The following is a 15,545-nucleotide window of genomic DNA, read 5'->3' as shown; positions in this document are numbered from 1 at the left end:
CACGTATGCTGCTGTGCGTCGTCGAGTGGTGTTGATCACTCGATGGTGAGAAAGGGAGTCCGGACGTGCAGATCTTGCAGGCCCACGCGGCGGTGGGACATGCGGGCCGGTCCTCCCTGTCCGGAACGGGAGGTGGACCGTGACTCTTCCCGCGCCGAACCCCGTCTCGATGCTGGCGGGCCACATCCTCCGCCGGAGCGGTTTCCCCGCGGCGCCGTCGCCCAGGCCCAAGGTCAGCGACACCGCCGAGACCGATGCCGCCGCCGAAGCCGCGAAGGCCGAAGCGTGGGAGCTGGTCAGCGCCGCACAGGGTGGCGACACCTCCGCGTTCGGACGGCTCTACGACCGCTATGTGGACGTCGTCTACCGCTACGTCCTGTTCCGCCTCGGCGACCGGGACCTCGCCGAGGACGTCACCAGCGAGACCTTCCTCCGGGCGCTGCGCCGCATCACGTCGGTGAGCTACCAGGGACGTGACGTCGGCGCCTGGTTCGTCACCATCGCGCGCAACATCATCCTCGACCACGTGAAGTCGAGCCGGTTCCGCCTAGAGGTCGTCACCGACGAGGTCGCCGAGCCCAACGGGGCGCCCATCGGGAACGTCGGCGTGCAGGCCGTCGCGGGCCCGGAACAGCAGGCCATCAGCCGCGCCACCCGCGCCGAACTGCTGCGTTGCGTCGCCGAACTCGGCGAGGACCAGCGCGAGTGCATCGTGCTGCGGTTCATGCAGGGGCTTTCGGTCGCCGAGACCGCCGCGATCATGAAGCGCAACGAGGGCGCCATCAAGGCGCTTCAGCACCGCGCGGTACGCCGATTGGCACAACTTCTGCCCACGGGACTGCGTTAAAGTTCCATATTTGTCCCTCACCGGGCCTTGCCGTAACCCTTGGGCGTCTCCGCTCGTTTTCACTGCCAGACCGGTGGTCAGGACCGGGCTGATCAGATGGAGACTTCGCCGTGGGCGTGCCGGGATGGTTCGCGCGGGAGCGGGCGGACGGTGACCGCTTCGCCGACCTTGTCGACGGCACCGAATCCCCGGACGGCGAAGAGTTCGCCCACGAACTCGCGCTCGTCGGCGGCTTGCGCGAACTCGGCGCCGGTGGCGCGCCCGACGCGGAGACCCGGCAGCGGATCCGCGACGAGATCGCCGGACGTCTCGCCGAAGCCGAAGCCGCGCCGAAGCGACGTGGTCACGCCGTCGCCAATCTCGCCGCGGCCGCCGTCGCGCTCGTGCTGGCCCTCGGCGGGATCACCCTGCTGCTGTCCAAGGACGCGTTGCCGGGCGATCCGCTCTACGGGATCAAACGAGCGGGTGAATCGGCCTCGCTCGGGCTCACCTTCGACGAGCACGACAAGGCGAAAAAGCATCTGGAGTTCGCCGCGAGCCGCGTCGGCGAACTGGACGAGCTGACCCGGCAGGGCGCGCCCACCGCCGCGTATTTCACCGGGCTCGCCGATTTCGAGACCGATCTCCGCGCCGGCGTCTCGCAACTGACGGCGCTCGTCACCGATCAGGGTGGCCAGACCCGGCTGGCCGAACTCCGCTCCTGGGCGCGGGATCAGTCCGACCGGCTCGGTCTCCAGGTCGAGCACGCGCCCGCCGAGGCGCGCGACAAGTTCTCCGCGGCCCGTGCCCTGCTCGACAAGGTCCAGGAACGCACGACGGATCTCGGCTCGCGACTGGTCTGCTACACGATCACCACGGGCTCTTCCGACGAACTGGGCGCGGTCCCGGCCGCCGGCGACTGCGTCCGCGATCCCGATTCCCCCCACGCGGTCCTGCCGCCGGTGACCTCTTCCCCGCCCTCGTCGGCACCGACCGGGTCACCGCCGCCGGTGACCTCCGCTCCACCGTCGTCCGGTGTGGACACCGCGGCCCCGACCGGACCGATCGCGCCGCCGACCGGAGGCACGCCGCCGCCGGTGGCCCCCGTCCCCGGCCCCACGACCCTGCCGCCGCTGCCGACGACCACCACCACGCCGAAGCCGCCGCTGGTTTCGATTCCGCCGCTCATCCCGGGGTTACCGCCGATAATCATCGGCTGACTCGGTGTCACGTGAGGCAGGCGCCACACCCGGGACAGCGTGGTCGGCCGCTCGCTACGCTGTGCACAGGCACCTGGGATTCCGGAGGCGGTGTGCGTGTCAGTTTGGCGGGGCAGGGATAAGAGTCAAGAGCTCGAACGGCTGGCCGAGCTCGCGGGCGAGGCGTCGGCCGAGGCCGCCATGGCGACCGCGTCCGCCGAAGCCCTCGAACCGCCCGCGCCGCCCGCTCCGCCGGACCTGACGGCGGCCGCGTTCTTCGACGTCGACAACACCATGATGATGGGCGCGTCGATCTTCTACTTCGCCCGCGGGCTGGCCGCGCGCAAGTTCTTCACGTCCGCCGATCTGGCCGGATTCGTCTGGCAGCAGGTGAAATTCCGGCTCGGCGGCCGGGAGAACAAGGAGGACATCAAGACCCACCGCGAGCGCGCTCTGTCCTTTGTGGCCGGTCGCACCGTGCAGGAACTGACCGACATCAGCGAAGAGATCTACGACGAGCTGATGGCGGACAAGATCTGGTCCGGCACCAGGGCGCTCGCGCAGATGCACCTCGACGCCGGACAGCGTGTCTGGCTGGTCACCGCGACCCCGATCGAACTCGCGGCCATCATCTCGCGGCGCCTCGGCCTCACCGGCGCGCTGGGCACCGTCGCGGAGACCAAGGACGGCGTCTACACCGGCCGTCTCGTCGGCGACCTGCTGCACGGCCGTGCGAAAGCCCACGCCGTGCGCGCGCTGGCGTCACGCGAAGGGCTGAATCTCAAGCGCTGCACGGCATATTCGGACTCGCAGAACGACGTCCCGATGCTGTCGGTCGTCGGGACCGCGGTCGCGGTGAACCCCGATGGCGGTCTTCGCGACGTCGCACGGGCACGCGGCTGGGAGATCCGTGACTTCCGGACCGGACGCAAGGCCGCGAAGATCGGCGTGCCCTCGGTGCTCGGCGTCGGTGCCGTGGCCGGTGCCGTCGCGGCGGGCATGGCCTACCGCAAGCGCTGACCGCATTTAGTCCTCTGAATGCGGTCCTTGCGCGTGCAACTACCGCATTCAGAGGACGAAACGCGTGAGGGGGTCTAGCCCTTGAAGACGCTCTTCCGCTGCGAAAGGCGTTTGTACAGCGACTGCTGGATCGACTCCCGCACCTGGTCGGTCAGGGTGAACACCAGCATCGGGTCGTCCACGGCGTCCGCGTCGTAGGTGTCCGTGCGGATGGGCTCGCCGAACTCGATGCTCCACTTCGTCGGCAGCGGGATCGCGCCGAGCGGGCCGAGCAGCGGGAAGAACGGCGTCACCGGGAAGTACGGCAGGCCGAGCACCCGCGCGAGCAGCTTGATGTCCCCGACCTTCGGGTAGATCTCCTCCGCGCCGATGACGGACACGGGGATGATCGGCGCCCCGGTCCGCAGCGCGGCGGAGACGAAACCCCCGCGGCCGAACCGCTGCAGCTTGTACCGCGAAGAGAACGGCTTCCCGATCCCCTTGAACCCTTCCGGCCAGACGCCGACGAGTTCTCCCTTGCGCAGCAAGCGTTCCGCGTCGGCGTTGCAGGCGAGCGTCTGCCCGGACTTGCGGGCGAAGGAGCCGATCAGCGGCAGCTGGAACACCAGATCCGCGCCGAGGCCGCGCAGGTGCCTGCCGCCGGGGACGTGGTCGTGCACGGCGACGGCGGTCATCAGCGCGTCGAGCGGCACCGTGCCGGAGTGGTTCGACACCAGCAGCGCGCCGCCGTCGGCGGGCAGGTTCTCGACGCCGAACGTGTCGACCCGGAACCACTTCTCGTACAGCGCGCGCAGCGGCGGCAACAGCAGGGTCTCGGTGAGCTCGGCGTCGAAGCCGAACTCGTCGACGGTGTAGTCACCCGTCAGCCGGTCACGAACGAACGCCAACGCCGTCCTGAGCGAATCCGGGAGGAGGTCCGCGTCGGCGGGCCGGGTCCGGGCGGGCGAGACCCGCGCCGCCCCGGGGAACTCGACGACGGGCGCGTCAGCCCGGCGTTCGGAGTCCAGATGTTCCTGAGCTTCTTCCGACTCGCGAAGATCCCGTTCCGCCTGGGCTGCCGGGTCCGGCTTCTCTCTGCCGGGGCCGTGCAACGGGATGACCTGCGCTTCAGCGCCGCTCACGTTTTCCGCCTCGCCTTCGTGAGAGTTCTCGTGTGGCCTGCTCATCGGTGCGCCGCCTGCCCGGTCGCCGCGGCCACCAGCACCTTGCCCGCGAATCCGGCGAGCTTGCCGCCGTCCACCACGGGCCGGAGCCCGCGGCCGGTGATGTAGTCGTCGAACGCTTCCCGCGTCGTCCAACGCGGGGTGTAGCCGAACTCCTTCTTGAGCTTCGTGATGTCCACGACGCGGCCGAAGTTCAGCAGCCGCACCTGGTCGGCCGAGAAGTCGACCACCCGCGCTCCGCGCAGCACCTTGCCGACCGACGGCACGACGCCGCTGGGCATCGGCAGCTCGACCCGCCCGGCTCGCCGGATCGCCTGAGAGAGGGTGAGTACCCCTTCGGATCCGACATTGAACACGCCGGGCGCGTCGTTCAGCGTCGCCTGCTCGAAGACGGCCAGCGCGTCCGAGGCGTGGAGCAGCTGGATGCGCGCGTCGTAGCCGAAGACGGTCGGGACGACGGGCAGCGCGAAGTAGCGCGAGAGCACCGTGTCGATCTCCGGGCTGATGATGTTGGCGAACCGGAGCAGCGTCGTCGTGATGTCGGGACGGCGGCGCATGAGCCCGCGGACGTACCCCTCCATCTCGACGGCGTCCTTCGCGTAGCCGCTGGCCGAGGTGGGGATGAGCTCCGAATCCTCGGTGAACACGGCCTGCGAGCGAGCGCCGGCGCCGTAGACGGCGGCCGTCGACTTCACCACGAGCTTGCGCACGAGCGGCGAACGCTGGCAGGCCGCCAGCAGCCGCATCGTGCCGATGACGTTGACCTCTTTGATCGCCGTCCGGCGAGCCGGGCCCGCCGGATGCGCGGTGCACGAGGCGTGCACCACGGTGTCGACCTTGGCCGTGCTGATCACCTTGGCGATCAGCGGATTGCGGATGTCGGCGCGGACGTACTCAGCGTGCCCCATGCGCTGCAGTACCGACTTCTGCGGGGGCGTGGTGTCCACGCCGATCACCCGCTCGAACCCCGGATTGTTGCCGAGTCTGGCGAGCAGCTTCCCGCCAAGGTCTCCCCCGACCCCGGTCACGAGCACGATGTTCGACGGCATAGGACTCCCTGCGGCTTTTGGGCGGTTCTCGGACTTTCGATCACGGGGTCCTGATGACCTTGAGCGCTGGTCCATCGACCGTGTGTGCGCGAACCTGCACTCGTTGGAAGCATCGCGCGGCTGCCCTTGAGATGTTACCGCTCATTAGGGGTAGTCGAGTCGTCGCTTACATGCTATTAACCCGCTGCTCGCAGAGGGGATGCACGTCTCACTCGAATGGGCGGAATCCGCCCACGAAATGGGAATGGCCCGTCCAGAACCTGGACGGGCCACTCACCGGCTGTGTCTTACTTGCCGGCCTTCCTACGCTGAACGCGCGTCCGGCGCAGCAACTTGCGGTGCTTCTTCTTCGACATGCGCTTACGGCGCTTCTTGATCACAGAGCCCATCGTGAGCGCTCCTTCCTTCGTCGTCGGTCACGCTGCCCGGCGCAGCGTCCAACGGGTGGAGCGCACAGGCACGAGCGGTCTTCCAGGGTACTCGCGCCCCGGAAGACGCCCTCGGGCGGGCACGTTGTGCTCCGCGGACCGAGCCTCAGCCCACGTCGAAGTACGCGCCCTGCAGATACTCGTGTACGGCCTTTTCGGGCACTCTGAACGACTTCCCGACGCGCACCGCGGGCAGCTCGCCCGAGTGAACGAGGCGGTAGACGGTCATCTTGGAGACCCGCATCAGCGTGGCCACCTCGGCGACCGTCAGGAACTGGACCTGGCCCACTGAGGGCAGATCATCCTTCTTGTTCGGCGGCATGATTCACCGTGTCCTTCGACACGTGTCGCGCCACGAGGCTTCCCCACCTGTGGTATCGACACGCACGTGCTCTCCTGAGAGTAGCGGGACACGTGTGGCTAAAGCGACGCGAGTCACCGGGATGGGCCCGTCCGACTACGCATTTCGTCCTCTGGATGCGGTGGTTCGACGGCGAACCACCGCATCCAGAGGACTAAACGCGGGGTTCGTGGGCGCGGCCCAGCTCGGTCGAGCGGTCCTTCGCGGCCTCGATGGCGGCCAGGAGCGCCGCGCGGACGCCGTGCTTCTCCAGCTCCCGGATGGCGTTGATGGTCGTGCCGGCGGGCGAAGTGACGGCCTCGCGCAGCAGCACCGGGTGCTCGTCGGATTCGGCGAGCATCTTCGCCGCCCCGACCGCCGACTGGATGATCAGCTGCCCGGCGAGCGCCCGCGGCAGGCCGAGCAGGATCCCGGCGTCGATCATGGCCTCGACCAGGTAGAAGAAGTACGCGGGCCCGGAGCCGGACAGCGCCGTGACGGCGTCCTGCTGCGACTCGGGCACCTCGACGACCTGCCCCACGTGCGAGAGCAGATCCTTCACCACCGCGATGTGCTCGGCGGTCGCGTGCGCGCCCGCGGAGACCGCGCTCATCGCCTCTCCGACGAGCATCGGGGTGTTCGGCATGACCCGCACCACCGGGACGCCGTCGGCCAGCCTGCGCTCGTACAGGGCGGTCGGCAGGCCCGCGCACAGCGAGACCACCAGGGAGTCCTCGCCGAGCAGCGGCGCGAGCTCGTCCAGCACCGGCTCGATGTCCTGCGGTTTGACCGCGACGACCAGCACGTCGGCCCGGCGGGCGGCGACGGCGACGCTGACCCCGTGCACGCCGTAGCGCTCGGTCAGCTCGGCCGCGCGCGCCGGATACCGCTCGGTGAACAGGAGGTCGTCCGGGCTGTGCCCGCCGTGCAACAGGCCCGAGAGCAGGGCCTCCCCGATCTTCCCGGCACCCAGGACCGCGATCACGCTCATGCCGTTCAGCGTGCCAAACGGCCGTCAGGCTCCAGGCGCCGGGGCGAGCGCCAGCTGCCGCGCCTGGCAGACCAGCCTGCCCTGCGAGTCGACCACGAGGGCGTCCGAATCGAACCAGGACTCGTGCACCGACTGGCTCTGGACGATCACCCGCAGCCAGCCCGGCGCCGGCCGGGTGCGCAGCAACGCGGTCAGCTGCACGGTGGGCGCCCAGCCGACCCGGCCGAGGTTGTAGACCACCGGCGGGTTCACGTCGCTCGCGAGCAGGGCGAAGTACGGGTCCGCGAGCCCGTGCCGGGGCCGGACCCACAGCCGTATCCGCGGCGGATCGCCGATCCGGCCGTGCAGGTAGCCGACACTCGCCGGGTCGAGCCGGACCTCGCAGCCCTTCGCGAGATTGAAAAGCCCTTCGGAGGTCTCACCGGTCACGGGCACCGCGCCGAGCGGCGGCTCGGCGGCCATGGCCGGGACGTCGGTCCATTCCGGCCGCCGCATCGGCAGCCGTCCGGTGGTCACCCTGGCCTCGACACAGCTTCGGCCCCGCTGCTCCAGCAGGACCCCGACGACCGAGGCGCGCCTGCCGACCTTCCGGACGTCCATGCGCAGCAACACCGGCCCCACCGCCGGCGGGTGCAGGAACTCCGCGCTGATCGCGAGCGGCTCGGACGGCGGCTCTCCGCGTTCGTGAAGGAACGAGAGGGCGGCCCGTGCCATGAGGGCCATCAGGAAGCCGCCGTGCGGGTGTCCACCGATCGACCATTCGGTTCGGAGTACCGCCGTGAACGTGCCGTCACCCAGTGATCTCGTCGCGCATGCCTCGTCGAAGGAGGTGCTCGTTTCGTCGGTCGCGCTCACCGAGCACTGACCCAGGCCACGAGCCGATCCATCGGGGTGCGGGAGATCAACAAGCGCAGCTGGTTCACGGTCGGAACTTTACGTGTACCAGCGCCTCGAGCGCAGGGAGGAATGAATCTCCGCACCTGGAGACGATCTTTGTCACTGACCGAGGTGCAGCCTCGCGAACAAGAGTGACTCCGCGAGGTCTCGCGACCGTCGCGCCGCGCTCGGCGACCGCCGAGTGTTGATCTCCAGCACGACCTGCCCGGAGAAATCGCTGCTCACGAGCTTTTCCAGCAGTTCGGCGCAGGGTTCGATGCCGCGTCCGGGCACCAGGTGCTCGTCCTTCGGGAGTCCGGTGCCGTCCGCCAGATGGACGTGCGCGAGCCCGGAACCCATCCGGTCGGCGAGCGCGAGGGCGTCCATCCCGGCTGCCGCTGTATGGGACAGGTCGAGCGTGTAGTGGCGAAACCCTACGTCCGTAGGGTCGATCGAGGGCCGGAACGCCGACACCCGCGACGTCCGCGAGCCACCGGGCGGGCGGACCTTGAACATGTTCTCGACCGCGATCTCGATGCCGCTGGCTTCTTCGAGCTCGTCGACGAGGTCCCCGAACGCGTCGCCGTAGCGGCGCTGCCACCGGAACGGCGGATGCACCACGACCGTGCGCGCGCCCAGCTCCTGCGCGGCCTCCACCGACATCCGCAGGCGCACCACGGGGTCCGGCGACCACACGCGCTGGGTGATCAGCAACGACGGCGAGTGGATCGACAGCACCGGCACCCCGGTGCGGCGCGACCACCGGCGCAACGCGGAGACGTCCTGGCTGACCGGATCGGCCCAGACCATCACCTCGACACCGTCGTAGCCGAGGTCGGCGGCCAGCTCGAACGCCACTCCCGCCCGCAACGGCCAGACGGACGCCGTCGAGAGGCCTACCGGAACCTGCTGAACCATCCCGGCATTCTTCCCGAGGCCGCTACCGGGCGACCAGCAGGAGTGCGGCCGGTGAGACCGTCACCACCAGTCCGACCAGCACCGCGAGCACCAGGGTCTGCAGGTCCTCCGCCTTGCGGATCTTCCGGACGATCCACACCAGCGCGACGATCACCAGCAACGCGGCGACCAGCGCGGCGGCGGGAAGGTTCACCCACAGCCAGTTGAAGCCCAGCCAGACCCCGGCGCCGCCGACGACGCCGAGCGCGAGCTGACCGGCCAGCGCCAGCCACTGCTTCCCCGGCGAGGCCTTCTCGGCGGGCGCCGCGGGCTCGTGGTCCTCCGCGACCTCCTCGGCCTGGTCGTCGTCGTAGTCGTCCTCGTACTCGTCGGCGCGGTAGCCGTAGTCGTCGCGGCCGAAGTCCGGCCCGCCGTCCGGATACGCCGGGTCGGCGAACTCGCGCTCGTACTCGTCGAGGTTGTCCTGACGGTCACGGTCGTCGAGGGAGTGCGGCGGCACGAACGGCATCGGCGCGGGATGCCCCATGGTCGGGGGGCCGCCGTCGAACGGGTCCGGTTCGGGCTCGGGGTCCGGCTCGACGGGCGCGACCGGGGGCGGCACCGGCGGGATCCCGCCGATCTCGGTGTCCTCGGACTGCACCTTCTGCCTGCGCTTGCGCCAGCCGGCGAGCCCGGCGGGCGGTGCCGCCGGCGCCGAGGATTCCACGGGCGCCTCGGGTTCGGGCGCGGCCTCTTCGCCGACCGCGGCGAACTGCTCGGTGCTCGGCTCGGCCTTCGGCTGGGGTGGCCGGGCGGCCGGACGACGGCGCCGCGCCGGCTGGGCGGGCGGCGTCGCGAAAGCACCGCTGGCCATCGGTCCCGGCTGGTCCTGGACGTCTTCTGCCGGGGCTTCGAGGCCACCGTCGAGCCTCGCGGAGAGCCCCGCTGGAGACGCTGTCGGGGGGCCAGGTGGTTCGGGACGGCGGCGGACCGGCGGCACCGCGCCGCGGGTCTCCTCCGGGCCCGGCGGCCGCGGACGGCCGCGCGGGGGCAGGCCCTCCGAGTCCGGCGGACGCTGCTGGTAGCCGGACTGCTCCTGCGGCGGCGTCGGCCGCACGAACTGACCCGACTGCTGCGGCGGACGCTGCTGGTAACCGCTCTGCTCCTGCGGCGGCGTCGGCCGCGCGAACTGACCGGATTGCTGCGGCGGGCGCTGCTGATAACCGCTCTGCTCCTGCGGCGGGCGCACCGGCGGCGTCTGCCTGGTCGGGGCGTTCGGCGGCACCGGCAGCGGCGCGGAGTCCTGCTGCGGCTGCGGGAGCGGACGCGCGCCGGAGTCTTGCGGGCGCGCCCGGCGCGGAGGACGGTTGGCAGGCGGCGGGGTGTCGCCGGACACCCTGTCGATGATCGCCTGCGGCGCGGTGTCGCTCACCGACGGCGCGCGCCGTCCGCGAGTGGTCTCGGGAGCGTCGTCCTCGTCGTCGGCCGCGCGGCGTCGCCTGCGGCGCCCGCCTTCGGGCTGGGCTCCATGCTGCGCCAGCAGCTCCGCCACGGTCTTCTGTGGCTGGCCGCTCTCTGTCTCGTCCGTCATACCGTGCTGTCCAATGCGCGCTCCAGCCGTTGCGAACCGGCACGCGACGGGGCATCGGCGGCGTCGCGCGCGCTATCCACCGTCATCCGCATTTCCGTCACCTCTTCACCGTGCCCGTTCTCCGTCGACTAAGTCCAGTCGGGCGCTGCCGCCCACAGTCTCGTCCGCACCGTTCGAATGGTCCAGCCGTCGAAGGATGACACCTTCTCGCAGCGCCCACGGACAGATCTCCAGTTCTTCCAGGGAAAGCGCCCGCATGGTGGCTTGTGCGACGAGCGCGCCGGCCACCAGCTGATGCGACCTGCTCGCGCTGACCCCCTCGAGCTGGGCCAGGTCGTGTGCGGTCATCCGAGAGATGAACGCGATGAGCTGGCGCAACGCGGTGTCGGTCAGGGTACGGCGCACATGCGGCCCGCTGGCCGACGGCGCCGCTCCGGTCAGCCGCGCGAGCGACCGGAACGTCTTCGAGGTCGCCACGACACGATCGGGTTCACCCAATTTGGCGACCTTCTTCGCGAGCGGGGCGAGTTGTTCTTCGAGCCACACCGAAGTCGCGATGAGCTCCGAGCGGGACGGCGGGTCGTGCTGGAACCGCGTCCGGGTGGTCCGGCCCGCGCCCAGCGGCAACGATTCGGCCAGGTCCGGCTCCTCGTCGCGGCCCATCGCGACCTCGAGCGAGCCGCCGCCGATGTCGAGCACGAGCAGTTTGCCCGCCGACCAGCCGAACCAGCGGCGGACGGCGAGGAAGGTGAGCCGGGACTCGTCGATCCCGGAAAGCACCTGGAGTTCGACTCCGGTCTGTTCCTGGACCTTCGCCAGCACCTTCGGGGCGTTCTTGGCTTCGCGGACCGCGGAGGTGGCGAACGCCATGACCTCTTCGCAGCCCAGCCGGGCCGCGGCCGCCTTCGCCGACTCGACCGCGCGGACGAGGCTGTCCGCGCCCGCGCGGCTCAGGTCGCCGTTGCGGGTGATCTGCTCGGCGAGGCGGAGGACGGCCTTTTCGGAATGCATCGGGGTCGGGTGGGCGCCACGGTGGGCGTCGACCACGAGCAGGTGGACGGTGTTGGAACCGACGTCGAGTACCCCTAGGCGCACGAGCGTCTACGGTACCCGCCCCCACATCAGGTCACGAAACCGTAACCGTGATCTGTGTCTCTCGGTCGAGCGCTGACGGAAACCTGCCGAAGGGGCGCCGGACCGCGCACCAGGTCAAGCCAGGTGTGCGGGCGCGCCCCTTCATCAGGTTTCCGTGGCCTCCGGCCCAAAGAGGGCGCTCGACGGTGAAGTCTTCGCCGGGCGCGGAGCGCCCTTGGGAAGACCTCGTGGCCGGGTCAGCCCAAGGCCGTCGGCCGGCGAATCACGTCTCGAACTTGTAGCCCAGGCCGCGCACGGTGACCAGGTGCCGGGGCGAGCCCGGATCCGGCTCGATCTTCGACCGCAGCCGCTTCACGTGGACGTCGAGCGTCTTGGTGTCGCCGACGTAGTCCGCGCCCCACACCCGGTCGATCAGCTGCCCGCGGGTGAGCACACGGCCCACGTTGCGCAGCAGGTACTCGAGCAGGTCGAACTCCTTGAGCGGCAAGGAGACCTCCTGGCCGTCGACGGTCACCACGTGCCGCTCGACGTCCATCCGCACCGGCCCGGCGGTCAGCACGAGCGGGGCCAGGTCGCCTTCGGAGCCCGGCTCGCCGCCGCGGCGCAGCACCGCCCGCACCCGCGCGATGAGCTCACGGGCCGAGTACGGCTTGGTGACGTAGTCGTCGGCGCCCAGTTCCAGCCCGACGACCTTGTCGATCTCGCTGTCGCGCGCGGTCACCATGATCACCGGCACCGCGGAACGCTGCCTGAGCTGCTTGCAGACGTCGGTGCCGCTCATGCCGGGGAGCATGAGGTCGAGCAGGACGATGTCGGCGCCGTTGCGGTCGAACTCCTCGAGCGCCTGCTGCCCCGTCACGGCGACGGCGGCGGTGAAGCCCTCCTTGCGGAGCAAGAACGCGAGCGGGTCGGCGAACGACTCTTCGTCCTCGACGATGAGAACCCTCGTCACAGGTTTCCTCCATGGTCGGGGCTTTCTTGCCCTGTTGCCACGAGACGGGGTGTCCGCTCGGGGGTCTTCTCCGGCCGTGACACCGGCGGAGCCTGTTTCACGGGCGCGGCCGGTTCGGCGGGGATGTGCGCGGGGATGCGCAGGGTGAAGGTCGATCCGGTGCCGGGACGGCTCCACAGGCCGACCGAACCGCCGTGGTTGGCGGCCACGTGCTTGACGATCGCCAGGCCCAGCCCGGTGCCGCCGGTCGCCCGCGACCGCGCCTTGTCCGCGCGGTAGAACCGCTCGAAGACGCGCTGCTGCTCGTCCTCGGCGATCCCGATGCCGCGGTCGGTCACCGCGATCTCGACCTTGCCGTCGACCAGCCGCCTGCTGATCGACACCGGGCTGCCCGCCGGCGAGTACGCGACGGCGTTCTCCAGCAGGTTCGACAGCGCGGTGACCATCAGCGTCCGGTCGCCCTCGATGAGCAGCCCGCTGGCCGCGTCGGTGGTGATGGTGATCTCGGCGGATTCCGCCGAAAGCGTCGTCCGGCCGAGCGCTTCGCGGACCACGGCGTCGACCTCGACGACGTTCAGGTCGGGCAGCCGCTCGGCGCCCTGCAGCCGCGACAGCGCGATCAGCTCGGTGACCAGCTGGCCGAGCCGGGTCGATTCGCGGAGGATCTTGCCGCCGAAGCGGCGGACCTCCTCGGTGTCCTCCGCGGCGTCGAGGACGGCCTCGGTGAGCAGCGCGATCGCGCCCACCGGCGTCTTCAGCTCGTGGCTCACGTTCGCGACGAAGTCACGCCGGACGGCTTCGAGCCGGATCGCCTCGGAATGGTCGACGGCCTCGACCACGGTGAACCCGTCGCCGAGCGGGCGGACCTCGCCGGTGACGGCCTCGGGCTGGCGGCCCCTCGCCTCCAGCGGGGAAAGGTCGATCTCCATCGGCTCGTCGGTCTCGACCACCTGCTCGGCGGCCTTGCGGGCCCGCGGATCGGCCTGGTTGACCTTCACCAGTCCCAGCTCGTAGGCGCGCGGGTTGTGCAGGACCATGTCGCCGAACTTGTTGAGCACGACGACGCCGTTGTTGCTGGACCGCACGAGGCGTTCGAGCAGCTCGGCCACGGTGGGACCGGTCGGTCGTCGTTCCTCGCGGCGGGCGCGGCCCCTCGCGATCAGGAAGCCGAAAACCACACCGACGATCAGTCCGCCGACGGCCAGGGCGAGTGCAACAGGCGTGGTCACAGGGGAATCGTAAGCGCGCGGGTAGTCTTTTGGCCTAGTCCCGGCCGCGTACTCGTGATGCCTATGACACCTGGGGACACCCTGTTCGCCTGCAGGTCAGCCCCCGTTCACGTGGCCGATCCCTGGCCGAGATCTCCTGGGTGAGGCGGGTCACCCGAACCGGGGACATCGTCGCCGTGTGATGCCCGGATCCCGACTTTCGTCGTGATTATCCGCGGGCGAATAGCGACGTTCCCGTCACGGCCCCAGGGGAATGTTGGAAGACTGTCGCCGTGGAACTCGTCAGTGACATCTCCCTGATTCGCGGAGAAGAAGAGCTGTTCGACCGGACGGCTCATCTGTTCGTCGCGGCGACCGACATCGCGTGCGCGGCCGACGACCTCTACACCTGGGCGCTTTCGCGGCCGTCGCTCACGCGGCAGGGCGAACGGCTGGTGCACGACAAGCGGATCCGCAAGCTGTACCGCCCCGGCGTCCTGCTGAACGAGCAGACCGCGCAGCACCTGCACCATCTGTCCGGTCTCGGCGCGCAGATCCGGATCGGCACCGAGGAGATCAACGAGACGATCCTGCTCGACGAGCGGGTCGCGATCATGGCGGGCGACGAGGGCAAGGCGGTGCGCTCGTACAGCGTCATCTCGCGCCCCGAGCTGGTGCAGGGCATCCTGTCGCTGTTCGAAACCGCCTGGCGCGCGTCCACCACCCTGGAGACGTTCGACGCGCGGTTCGCCGACATCCGGATGGAGGCACCGCAGATCCTCGAGTTCCTCACCACCGGCTGCAAGGACGAGAAGGCCGCGAAGAGCCTCGGCATGGGCGTGCGCACCTATCAGCGCCGCGTCTCGGAGCTGCTGGTCGCGCTCGGCGTCACATCGCGTCTGCAGGTCGACGCGCGGGCACGGGAACTCGGCCTCCTGTGAAGCGCTGGGCAGGGCTGGCCGTGCTGCTCGCGCTCGCGGGCTGCACCACCACGGTCTCCGGTACCGCCCGGCCCGAACCGGAGAGTCCGCCCGCGAACCTCGCGCTGGTCGATCCGGCGAAGACGGCGTCCGTGCTCACGGCGGTGAAGACGGCCACCGAAGCGGCGTTCTCCTACGACAGCACGGCCGTGCCCGCCTACGAGAAGGCGCTCGCCGACCACCTGACGCCGGGCGCGCGCGACGAGCTGGCGAAGCTGTTCGCCGAGGTCCGGAAATCGGCCGAGCCGGTCAAGCTCGTGACCAGGGTGATCCTCTCGGCGGCGGTCGAGCAGACACCGGACAAGGCCCGGGTGCTGACCGTCCTGGACCAGAGCAGCACCAGGGCCGGTGCCACCAGCAAGGGTGTCGCGTCGGTGCTGCTCGCGACCGTCCGCGAGGGTGACCGCTGGCGGATCGGCGAGATCAAGGTGAACCCGGCGGACCCTCCGTCCGCGGCGGAGAAGCCGGGCGCGGGTGACCGGGTGTTCGCACGGGTGCGGGATTCCGCGCGGGACGGTGCCCTGCGTGCCGCGGAAGCCCTGCTGAACGTGAATCCGGCCGACCCCGAAGGCACGTACGCCCGCTACGAGTCGGTATCGACCGGACAGTTGTTGACCCAGTTCCAGCAGGACAAGGCGGGGCGGCTGAACCAGATCCGGTCCGGGGGCACGAAGGCGTCGCTGGCGCCGAACCCGGCCACCGCGGTCATGGAGGTCGTGGACGACAAGGCGAGCGTGCTGCTCTTCGCGACGTCGGACGTCACAGACGCGGCCGGGCAGACGACGAAGAAGTACCTGCCGCTCGTCCTGCGTCTCCAGCGGCTGCCCGACGGCTGGAAGGCGGCGGGCGTCGAGTCGGTCCAAGCCCTCCCCTGACGCAATTCGTCCTCTGAACGCGGTGGTTCGAGAGCGAACTACCGCATCCAGAGGG

General features: G+C 70.1%; 16 protein-coding genes. 5 read left to right on the top strand and 11 right to left on the bottom strand.

The genetic code is table 11. The features are described from left to right. The first annotated feature begins 139 nt into the window (after window positions 1-139). The 3 genes from DMC61_RS04515 to DMC61_RS04505 all read left to right on the top strand — a co-directional run bounded on the left by DMC61_RS04515 (window position 140) and on the right by DMC61_RS04505 (window position 3,045). Window positions 140-847 carry a sigma-70 family RNA polymerase sigma factor gene (locus tag DMC61_RS04515; protein ID WP_125686973.1) on the top strand — a complete coding sequence of 236 codons (708 nt, stop codon included), beginning with the start codon at window positions 140-142 and terminating at the stop codon, window positions 845-847. 110 nt (window positions 848-957) lie between these two features. Next, a complete protein-coding gene (locus DMC61_RS04510; RefSeq protein WP_125686971.1) occupies window positions 958-2,046 on the top strand; it encodes a DUF5667 domain-containing protein in 1,089 nt (362 codons plus the stop codon). A 96-nt stretch (window positions 2,047-2,142) separates the two neighbouring features. Next, window positions 2,143-3,045 carry an HAD family phosphatase gene (locus tag DMC61_RS04505; protein ID WP_016330921.1) on the top strand — a complete coding sequence of 301 codons (903 nt, stop codon included), beginning with the start codon at window positions 2,143-2,145 and terminating at the stop codon, window positions 3,043-3,045. A 74-nt stretch (window positions 3,046-3,119) separates the two neighbouring features. Here DMC61_RS04505 and DMC61_RS04500 read toward each other — a convergent pair whose 3' ends face one another. From DMC61_RS04500 to DMC61_RS04450, 11 genes are all read right to left on the bottom strand, one after another. Then, window positions 3,120-4,211 (bottom strand): lysophospholipid acyltransferase family protein, encoded by a 1,092-nt coding sequence (locus tag DMC61_RS04500; RefSeq protein ID WP_016330920.1) that lies wholly within the window; start codon window positions 4,209-4,211, stop codon window positions 3,120-3,122. Continuing rightward, window positions 4,208-5,257 carry an NAD-dependent epimerase/dehydratase family protein gene (locus DMC61_RS04495; RefSeq protein ID WP_125686969.1) on the bottom strand — a complete coding sequence of 350 codons (1,050 nt, stop codon included), beginning with the start codon at window positions 5,255-5,257 and terminating at the stop codon, window positions 4,208-4,210. Before DMC61_RS04495 ends, DMC61_RS04500 begins: the two co-directional genes overlap by 4 nt. Window positions 5,258-5,544: 287 nt before the next feature. Next, window positions 5,545-5,646, bottom strand: coding sequence for a 30S ribosomal protein bS22 (locus tag DMC61_RS04490; RefSeq protein WP_007030867.1), 102 nt, complete (start codon window positions 5,644-5,646; stop codon window positions 5,545-5,547). 145 nt (window positions 5,647-5,791) lie between these two features. After that, window positions 5,792-6,007 (bottom strand): helix-turn-helix domain-containing protein, encoded by a 216-nt coding sequence (locus tag DMC61_RS04485; RefSeq protein ID WP_016330918.1) that lies wholly within the window; start codon window positions 6,005-6,007, stop codon window positions 5,792-5,794. Between the two features lie 193 nt (window positions 6,008-6,200). Beyond that, entirely contained in the window at window positions 6,201-7,016 is an 816-nt protein-coding gene (gene proC, locus DMC61_RS04480; protein WP_125686967.1) for a pyrroline-5-carboxylate reductase, read from the bottom strand. A 24-nt stretch (window positions 7,017-7,040) separates the two neighbouring features. Then, window positions 7,041-7,871, bottom strand: coding sequence for a thioesterase family protein (locus DMC61_RS04475; RefSeq protein WP_125686965.1), 831 nt, complete (start codon window positions 7,869-7,871; stop codon window positions 7,041-7,043). Window positions 7,872-8,012: 141 nt separating this feature from the next. Next, complete coding sequence (locus tag DMC61_RS04470) at window positions 8,013-8,810, bottom strand: sugar phosphate isomerase/epimerase (RefSeq protein ID WP_125686963.1); 798 nt, start codon at window positions 8,808-8,810, stop codon at window positions 8,013-8,015. 22 nt (window positions 8,811-8,832) lie between these two features. Further along, a complete protein-coding gene (locus tag DMC61_RS04465; protein WP_125686961.1) occupies window positions 8,833-10,380 on the bottom strand; it encodes a hypothetical protein in 1,548 nt (515 codons plus the stop codon). Between the two features lie 105 nt (window positions 10,381-10,485). Continuing rightward, window positions 10,486-11,475, bottom strand: coding sequence for a Ppx/GppA phosphatase family protein (locus tag DMC61_RS04460; RefSeq protein WP_125686959.1), 990 nt, complete (start codon window positions 11,473-11,475; stop codon window positions 10,486-10,488). Window positions 11,476-11,737: 262 nt separating this feature from the next. After that, entirely contained in the window at window positions 11,738-12,427 is a 690-nt protein-coding gene (locus DMC61_RS04455) for a response regulator transcription factor (RefSeq protein ID WP_005167072.1), read from the bottom strand. Then, window positions 12,424-13,656, bottom strand: a complete 1,233-nt coding sequence (locus DMC61_RS04450) for a cell wall metabolism sensor histidine kinase WalK (protein WP_199749883.1) — start codon at window positions 13,654-13,656, stop codon at window positions 12,424-12,426. Before DMC61_RS04450 ends, DMC61_RS04455 begins: the two co-directional genes overlap by 4 nt. Before the next feature lie 272 nt (window positions 13,657-13,928). Between DMC61_RS04450 and DMC61_RS04445 the strand changes: the two genes are divergently transcribed. Further along, window positions 13,929-14,576: a LuxR family transcriptional regulator gene (locus DMC61_RS04445; RefSeq protein WP_016330911.1), complete on the top strand. Its 648-nt coding sequence runs from the start codon at window positions 13,929-13,931 to the stop codon at window positions 14,574-14,576. Further along, the gene (locus DMC61_RS04440; protein ID WP_125686957.1) at window positions 14,573-15,490 is read left to right on the top strand and encodes a hypothetical protein; all 918 of its coding nucleotides are present in this window, start codon (window positions 14,573-14,575) and stop codon (window positions 15,488-15,490) included. Before DMC61_RS04445 ends, DMC61_RS04440 begins: the two co-directional genes overlap by 4 nt. The last annotated feature ends 55 nt before the right edge of the window (window positions 15,491-15,545 follow it).

It is taken from the genome of Amycolatopsis sp. WAC 04169, from assembly GCF_003947535.1.
Lineage (GTDB): Bacteria > Actinomycetota > Actinomycetes > Mycobacteriales > Pseudonocardiaceae > Amycolatopsis > Amycolatopsis keratiniphila.
The sequence above is the reverse complement of the archived record's forward strand: the minus strand, read 5'-3'. Positions and strand labels throughout refer to the sequence as shown.

What these genes read in the sequence shown, in the direction of transcription:
- DMC61_RS04500 (WP_016330920.1), bottom strand. Translation starts at nt 4,211, where the DNA reads ATGAGCAGGCCACACGAGAACTCTCACGAAGGCGAGGCGGAAAACGTG.
- DMC61_RS04495 (WP_125686969.1), bottom strand. Translation starts at nt 5,257, where the DNA reads ATGCCGTCGAACATCGTGCTCGTGACCGGGGTCGGGGGAGACCTTGGC.
- DMC61_RS04490 (WP_007030867.1), bottom strand. Translation starts at nt 5,646, where the DNA reads ATGGGCTCTGTGATCAAGAAGCGCCGTAAGCGCATGTCGAAGAAGAAG.
- DMC61_RS04485 (WP_016330918.1), bottom strand. Translation starts at nt 6,007, where the DNA reads ATGCCGCCGAACAAGAAGGATGATCTGCCCTCAGTGGGCCAGGTCCAG.
- proC (WP_125686967.1), bottom strand. Translation starts at nt 7,016, where the DNA reads ATGAGCGTGATCGCGGTCCTGGGTGCCGGGAAGATCGGGGAGGCCCTG.
- DMC61_RS04470 (WP_125686963.1), bottom strand. Translation starts at nt 8,810, where the DNA reads ATGGTTCAGCAGGTTCCGGTAGGCCTCTCGACGGCGTCCGTCTGGCCG.
- DMC61_RS04465 (WP_125686961.1), bottom strand. Translation starts at nt 10,380, where the DNA reads ATGACGGACGAGACAGAGAGCGGCCAGCCACAGAAGACCGTGGCGGAG.